This is a genomic window from Streptomyces sp. ICN903 (assembly GCF_022015835.1).
Taxonomy (GTDB): Bacteria; Actinomycetota; Actinomycetes; order Streptomycetales; family Streptomycetaceae; genus Streptomyces; species Streptomyces fenghuangensis.
Window position 1 is genome coordinate 1 of record NZ_JAKMAY010000294.1, and the last position, 6674, is coordinate 6674.

General features: G+C 75.1%; 4 protein-coding genes and 1 pseudogene. 2 read left to right on the top strand and 3 right to left on the bottom strand.

Features of this window, described 5'->3' with window-relative positions; all coding sequences use genetic code 11:
* The 3 genes and pseudogenes from L7D48_RS23655 to L7D48_RS23665 all read right to left on the bottom strand — a co-directional run.
* A pseudogene (locus L7D48_RS23655) lies at window positions 1–290 on the bottom strand (hypothetical protein); the annotation flags it as partial.
* Window positions 287–1795: a GT4 family glycosyltransferase PelF gene (pelF, locus tag L7D48_RS23660; RefSeq protein ID WP_237882260.1), complete on the bottom strand. Its 1509-nt coding sequence runs from the start codon at window positions 1793–1795 to the stop codon at window positions 287–289. The pseudogene L7D48_RS23655 and the gene pelF, both read right to left, overlap by 4 nt.
* A 56-nt stretch (window positions 1796–1851) precedes the next feature.
* Entirely contained in the window at window positions 1852–4134 is a 2283-nt protein-coding gene (locus tag L7D48_RS23665; protein WP_374493496.1) for a hypothetical protein, read from the bottom strand.
* Between the two features lie 767 nt (window positions 4135–4901).
* On the opposite strand from L7D48_RS23665, the gene L7D48_RS23670 reads away from it, so the two are divergent.
* Both L7D48_RS23670 and L7D48_RS23675 read left to right on the top strand, forming a co-directional pair.
* Window positions 4902–5465 carry a hypothetical protein gene (locus L7D48_RS23670; RefSeq protein WP_237882263.1) on the top strand — a complete coding sequence of 188 codons (564 nt, stop codon included), beginning with the start codon at window positions 4902–4904 and terminating at the stop codon, window positions 5463–5465.
* Entirely contained in the window at window positions 5462–6649 is a 1188-nt protein-coding gene (locus L7D48_RS23675; RefSeq protein ID WP_237882265.1) for an MAB_1171c family putative transporter, read from the top strand. The genes L7D48_RS23670 and L7D48_RS23675 overlap by 4 nt, the downstream gene beginning before the upstream one ends.
* Window positions 6650–6674 lie beyond the last annotated feature (25 nt).

Sequence of the window (6674 nt, forward strand, 5' to 3'; positions counted from 1 at the left end):
GGGAAGGCACGCGGGACCCGGGCGAACAGTTCGGCGGCGGCCTCGAAGGTGTCGCGGCGGCCGTAGCGGCGCTGGATCTGCTCGCCGGTCAGGCCCTCGGACTCCAGGTGGGCCGCGATCTCGTCCGGGTGGACGGCCGCGGCGCACACCTCGGCCATCTCCTCGGCCAGTGCGTCCAGCGGGTCGGCCGCCCAGCTCGGCCGCCGCCGGCTCCGGGCGGCCGGGGCCGTGCGGCCGGGTGGCCCCTGTGGCTGCGGCGCGCCGGGGAGGAGTCTGAGCGTTCCGCTCACCGGGGGCCTCCCGAGGCTCCCGCGGCCAGCGCCATGGCGGGTGCCTGCGCGCTCGGCTCCCTGGCGGGGAAGGCGAGTTCGCGGTAGATGTCGCGGAAGGCGCTGATGGTCTGCCGGAGGGTGAACTGCTCGATCACCCGCAGCCGGGCGCCCTCGCCCATCCGCGCCCGCTCGCCGGGGTTCCTCAGCAGCCGCAGCGCGGCCCGCGCCATGGCCTCCGGATCGCGCGGCGGTACGACCAGTCCGCACTCCCCCACCGCCTCGCGCACCCCGCCCACGTCCGTGGAGACGGTGGCGCGTCCGCAGGACATGGCCTCGATCAGGGTGAAGGGGAAGCCCTCGCTGACGCTGGAGAGCATCACCGCGTTCCCTGCGGCGTAGGCGTCGCGGATGTCCTCCACGCGTCCTTCGAAGGTCACGCCCCCGGCCGCCCCCAGCTCGGCGGCGAGGGCCTCCATGCTCGCCCGGTACGCCTCCGCGCCGCGCGGGGTGCCGCCGAAGATCCGCAGCCGGGCGGCGGGGATCTCCTTTCTGACCAGGGCGAAGGCCCGGATGAGGGTGGCCAGGTCCTTGATGGGGTCGATGCGCCCGGCCCAGCTCAGCGTCGGCTGCTCCGGTTCGGGGCCGGCGGGCGGGAACGCGGTGGGGTCGACGCCGTTGTAGACGGTGCGTATTCGCTCCGGCGGGGTGCCGCCGTGCTCCTCCCAGCGCCGGTTGTAGCGGTTGCCGGGGGTGACCAGCGCGGCGCGCCGGTAGCCCTCCTCGGCCAGCAGCCGGTACAGGCCCAGCAGCAGTGCCTTGACCGGCCAGCGGTACGGCTCGGCGCGGCTGCCGAGATAGCGTTCGCGCAGGTAGACGCCGTGCTCGGTGAGCAGGAACGGTACGCCGTGGCGGTGGTGGGCCACCAGTGCCGGAAGGGTGGCCAGTCCGCCGCTGACCGCGTGGGCGACCCCGCCGGTGACGGGGGGCGCGGCCAGCGGGCGCAGGGCGTGCTCCAGCAGGTCGACGCCGGTCAGCGCGTCGTGCAGGGTCGGCCGGGCGGCGGCGGTGGTCAGACGGGGCCGGTTCCACAGGCGGGCGAGGGTGCGGGCGGCGGCCTCGGTGCGCAGGGCGGGTGAGAGGGCTCCCCGGGAGGCGTGGCCGGCCATCGTGTGGAGCCCGGCGGGGAACAGTCCCTCGGACTCGGGGTCGAGGAGGGCGAGGAGGAAGTCCTCCAGTGCGGTGAGGAAGCGGCGCAGCTCCCGGCCGCGCGGGGCCCGGCCGGGCGGGGGCGGGCCCCACAGCGGCAGGGTGTGCGTCTGCCGTACGTGGGCGGGCGTCCGCCAGACCGGGCGTTCGCGCCCGGTGCCGGTGACGGCGATGACGCGGAAGTCCACGTCGGGCATGCCGTTGACCAACTGGTCGCACCACACGCTGACTCCGCCGTGGCTGTGGGGGTAGGTGCCCTCGGTGAGCAGGGTCACCGAGGGGGTGCCGAAGCGCGGTCCGGCCGGCTGCCTGTGCATGGCGGTCGTTGTCTCCAGGAAGGCGGGGAAACGAGCGGTCCGGTGTCACGGGCGGGTCAGCGCACTGCGGTGTCCCCGGGGCCGTAGGGCACGGGGTCGGTGGCTCCGGCGGGCACCTCGGTCCGTCCGGCGGGCTCCCTGAACCCCTGTGCGTCCGGGGTGAGCAGTCCGCAGACCTCCTCCAGGAGGCCGAGGAGGTCCAGCAGCCTCAGCAGGTCCGGCAGGCAGCGGGGGTCCTGCTCCTGCGGGGCGTCCGGGCCGTCGGGGTTCTCCGGCTCCTGCGGGGCGCCGGGCAGGTCGAGGACCGTGCGCCCGTCGCCGCCGGGTTCGGCCCAGCCGGTGCGCAGGCCCGCGTAGGACTCCCCGAAGGCCGGGGCCGGTCCGCCGGGGCCGTCGAGCCGCTGTACGGTCCCCTCCGGGGCGGTGAGGGGGACGCGCAGCCCGGCGGGGGCGTCGACGGTCACGGTGGAGCCGGTGCGATGGGCGGTGACCTCCCCGGCGTCCAGTGCCGCGCGCCAGTCCGCGCGCTGCCGCATCTCCTGTCCGATGACCCTCATCGGCAGGTTGACCATCGGGGTGTTCCCGGCGAACAGGTCCGCGTAGTCGTCCAGGATCCGGTCCAGGGCCGGGTAGGCGATGCGGTCCTCGGCCAGGTTGGACTGGTGGATGAAGTGCGGGCGCGGGTCGTTGCCCATCACATGGCGCAGGGCGATCCGCGCCTCCAGGGGCACGATGTAGGACTCGTAGCCGGTGGCCGGGTCCAGCGGGGCGTCCAGGCAGGTGGTGGTGGCCGGCGAGTCCTCGCACAGGCCGCTGCCGCCGTCGGAGCGCCGGGTGTAGATCCAGTTGTACTCGTCGACCTGCTCGGCGGTGCGCCCGGCGTTGTAGAAGATGTTCATCGGGTACCGGGGCACGGTCAGGGCGGGGCCGAGGGGGCGCTGGGCGGCCTCGCGGGAGGCGTCGGAGGCGATCCAGGCGACCCCGGTGGTGGTGAGCGAGGGGGCCAGGTTGGGGTTGTCCTGCGGCTGCTGCGGCAGGGTGACCAGGCCGGAGTGCTCGCCGGTGACCAGTTCCCGCTCGTCGACGGCCAGGTTGTTGCGGTCGGCCCAGGAGAGGTTGTTGTCGATCTGGGTGGTGATCAGGGCCCGGCTCTCCCAGCGGGTCTGCCCCTCCTCGTCGGTGGCGCACCGCCACGGCACGACGGTCACGTCCTGGACGCAGCCCAGGAAGAGGTGGTTGTAGGTGTGGTTGATCCAGCGGTGGGAGGCCTGGTCGGCGAGCATCCGGGCGGCGAGCGGGTCGGAGCCGTGCTCGGAGCGGTGCAGGTCGCTGCCGCCGCCGTTGAAGGCCATGTCCAGCGTGAAGCCGCGGTCGGCCGACCACTGGGCGGCGTACGCGGCGTCCGCCTCGGTCATCCGGATCGGGTCGGTCTCCAGCCCGTCGTCGGCCCCGCCGCAGTCCACGTCGCCCGGGGTGCAGTTCAGTTCGGTGTGCCAGCGGTCGTCGGCGGCGAAAACGTCGTCGACGTGGACGGCGAAGTGGTTGCGGTCCACGCCCAGATGGACGCCCTGGGTGAGCCAGGCGACGATGCCGCGGGCCAGCAGCCGGTACTGCTGCTGGTGGCGGTTGTAGACGAAGGTGACGACCAGTTCGCTGCGGCCGTCGTGGGTGTACTCGCCCACCAGCGAGCCGCGTTCCTGGCTGCCCGGGATGGGGGCGTCGACGTAGGGGGTGAAGGAGGCGCCCTCGGGCGGGTCGGCGAGCGGCACGGCCAGGTAGCCGTAACTCTCGTCCACCTGGGGGTCGTTGTCCTCGAACGGCACCGCACCGTCGAGGTAGCCGAACGGCCCGTCCCGGCCGGCGTCCGTGACCTGCGCCGTCTCGCCGTCCAGGGGGCCGGCGTAGCCCGTCTCCTGCGCCGGGTCCAGGCCCACGGCGGGACCGGCGTAGGTGTAGGCGTCCACCTGCCGGATGCCGAACTCCGCCTCGTAAGCGGCGAGTGCGGCCATCTCCGCCGAGCCGGCGCCGAAGGGGTTCTCGTTGGGCAGCACCACGCCCTGGTACCTGGCGCGCGGGCGGCCGTCCACGGTGTCGCTGAGGAAGTCCCCGTCCACGGTCGGCCGGTCCTCGTCGGCCAGGTCGACGGTGGTGTAGGGCGTGCCCGCGTCGCCGAGCGCCGAGGTGATCGCGTCGACGGCGGGCCCGCCGTCGTCGACGACCAGGACGCGCAGGTCGATGCGGGGCTCGGGCTCCTCCGCGGCGGCCGGCGGCGCCGTCGTGAGCACCATCGGCAGGGCCGCGGCCAGGCAGGCCGCGGCGGTACGGATCGCATGCCTCATCGGATGTTCTCCCCCCAGGACGGCCCGTGCCTGCGGCGCCGTCCGGTGTCGAAGCGCGCGGACGCCCCGGCGGTGCCGGTGTCCGCGCGGGCTGACTCCCCTTGTGGTGTGGCCGCGGTACCCGGGGCTCCCCTCCCCGGACGGCGTACGGCGGGCACTGCGGGCGGCCGGCCCGGCCGGGGCTCCAGCGAGGAGCTCCCCGGCGCTTCGGGCGCCCACCGATATGGTGCGCCATCCCCGGGCCGCGTGAACGCCTCCGGGCCAAGTCGTCGGGCTCCGTTCGCCTTCGCGTGACCGGAATTCACCGGAGCGCAGTCGTCCGCGTGCGCCCCCGCGGTGCCGTCCGGGGGGCCGGTGCCGGTGCCGCACGCTGCATCGTCATTGGCGTGCACCTATGACCATGCAGTGCTCCGACCGATAGGGCATATGCGAATTCGATATTCACGGCACCGGAAGTCGGCTGAATGCCAGCGGTCCGCTTCTGGAGGGGATGGGTGCGTTGGATCCGTTTCGCCCCGCCGGCTCCGGTGCCCTCACCGCGTATCGCCGCGATCGCTGGACTCTCCACCCCTCTTCCTGCCAACCTCTGTGCCGGCAGCGGCCGTTGCCGTCGTTCGGTCATCCGTCCCGGCCGCACACGGAGAGGCGGCAGGCGGTGCCGGACTCGCGGTGGACGGCCGGCGCCGCTCCGGCCCGGTTCCGGCGCGGACCGCACCTCACCCGGGCCGCGGCCGCGACCGCCCACGACGCACGAGGGGGACCGCCCAGTGAAGGAACGGGAACTGCGCCGACGGTGCAGACGGCTGCTCAACGAACTGGGCATCCGGCCACCCCTGGACGTGGCCGAGCTCTGCCGCCGCGTGGAGCTGCGGCGCGGCAGGCCCCTGAGGCTCGTGCCCCACCCGATCCCCGTCCCGGGCCCGTTCGGCCTGTGGATCGGCGCCCCCGCGGCCGACTACATCGTCTACCAGCGGCAGACCAGCGGCGCCCATCAACGCCACATCATCCTGCACGAACTCGGCCACATGCTGGCCGGTCACCGCGGCGGCCGGCCCGACCGCCACGAGGAGGAGCTGCTGACCGCGCTGCGGCGCGGTACCGAGCACCTCGCGCCCGGCGAGATCCCCGACCTCGACCTCGGCCCCGGCCCGGTACGGCGGGCGCTGCGGCGCGCCGCCTACGACAGCGCGCAGGAGCGGGAGGCCGAGACGGTGGCCACGATCATCCTGGAGTGGGCCTCGGTGCTGGACCCGGTGGCCCCGCGGCCGTCCGCAGGCGCCGCCGCGGACCGCATCGGCGCCGCCCTCGGCGACCGGCTGGGGTGGCTGTGAGTCTGCTGCTGGCCCTGTACGGAGCGGGCTCGTTCCTGGTGCTGGCCTGGATGGCCCGCCGGCTGGCGCGGGCGCCGCGCGACGTGCCGCTGTGGGCGGTGACCGGGTTGGTCGCCTGCTGGGCCGCGGCGTACCCCTTCGGGCTGGCCGCCGACCGCGAGGAGGTCTTCCTGGGGCTGGCGCCCATGACGTCCCGGCTGGTCCAGCACATCCTGGTACTGGCCGCGGTCAACTGCATGGTCTGCTTCTACCTCTTCTCCGCGCTGGAGCCCGCCCGGGCCCGCGGGCGGGCCGGCTGGTACGCGCTGGCGCTGATGGGCACGGTGGCCGTCCTCATCGCCGCGGTGGCGGCCGTCCCCGAGGGCACCCGCACCCGGGACCACACCGTCACCGGCGTGGCGGTGTTCTTCGTGACGGCCGACCTGTATCTCGCCGCCGGCTTCGCCCTGGGCTGGATGTGGTCCCGGCGCTACGCGCGCGTCGCCGAGCCCCGACTGGCCCGTGGGCTGCGGATCACCTCGCTCGGCATGGCCGCGATCGTCGTGGCCGACGCCCTGTTCGTCCCGGCGGTGCTGATGCGCTGGGCCGGGGGCGACCGCGCGCCCGCCTCACTGGACACCGCGGGCGCCGCGGAGACGACGCTGGGCTGGGTCGGGGCGGTGTTCTTCCTGCTGCCGGGCACCGTGCTGGTCCTGGCCGGCGTGACCTACCCGGCCGCGGTGATGCGGCTGACCGCGCTGCGCGTGTGGTGGCGGCACCTGCGGGCGTACCGCGGGCTGGAGCCGCTGTGGACGGCGCTGCACCGGCGGTTCCCCGAGAACGCGCTGCACCGGGTGCCGGCGCGGCCCTGGCGCGACGCGCTGAGCCCGCGCGGGGTGCACCGCCGCTACTACCGGCGGGCCGTCGAGTGCCGCGACGGCCTGGTGCGCATCAGCCCCTATCTCGCCGCGCTCGGCGACGGCGGGGACAGCGGGGACGGTGATGGGGGCGCGGTGCCGCCGGAGCGGCTGGCGCCGCGGCTGCGGGAGGCGCTGAGAGCCCACGCCGAGGGCCGTCCGGCCTCCACGCGCGCGGTGCCCGTGGCCGTACCGGCCGAGGGCGGCCTGGACGCCGACGTGGAGCGGCTGCTGGCGCTGTCGAGGGCACTGCGGGAGGTGGAACGCGGCGGGCGGGGCACGGGGTGAGGAGCCCGGCGCGGGGAGGCGGTAC

What these genes read in the sequence shown, in the direction of transcription:
- pelF (WP_237882260.1), bottom strand. Translation starts at nt 1,795, where the DNA reads ATGCACAGGCAGCCGGCCGGACCGCGCTTCGGCACCCCCTCGGTGACC.
- L7D48_RS23665 (WP_374493496.1), bottom strand. Translation starts at nt 4,134, where the DNA reads ATGAGGCATGCGATCCGTACCGCCGCGGCCTGCCTGGCCGCGGCCCTG.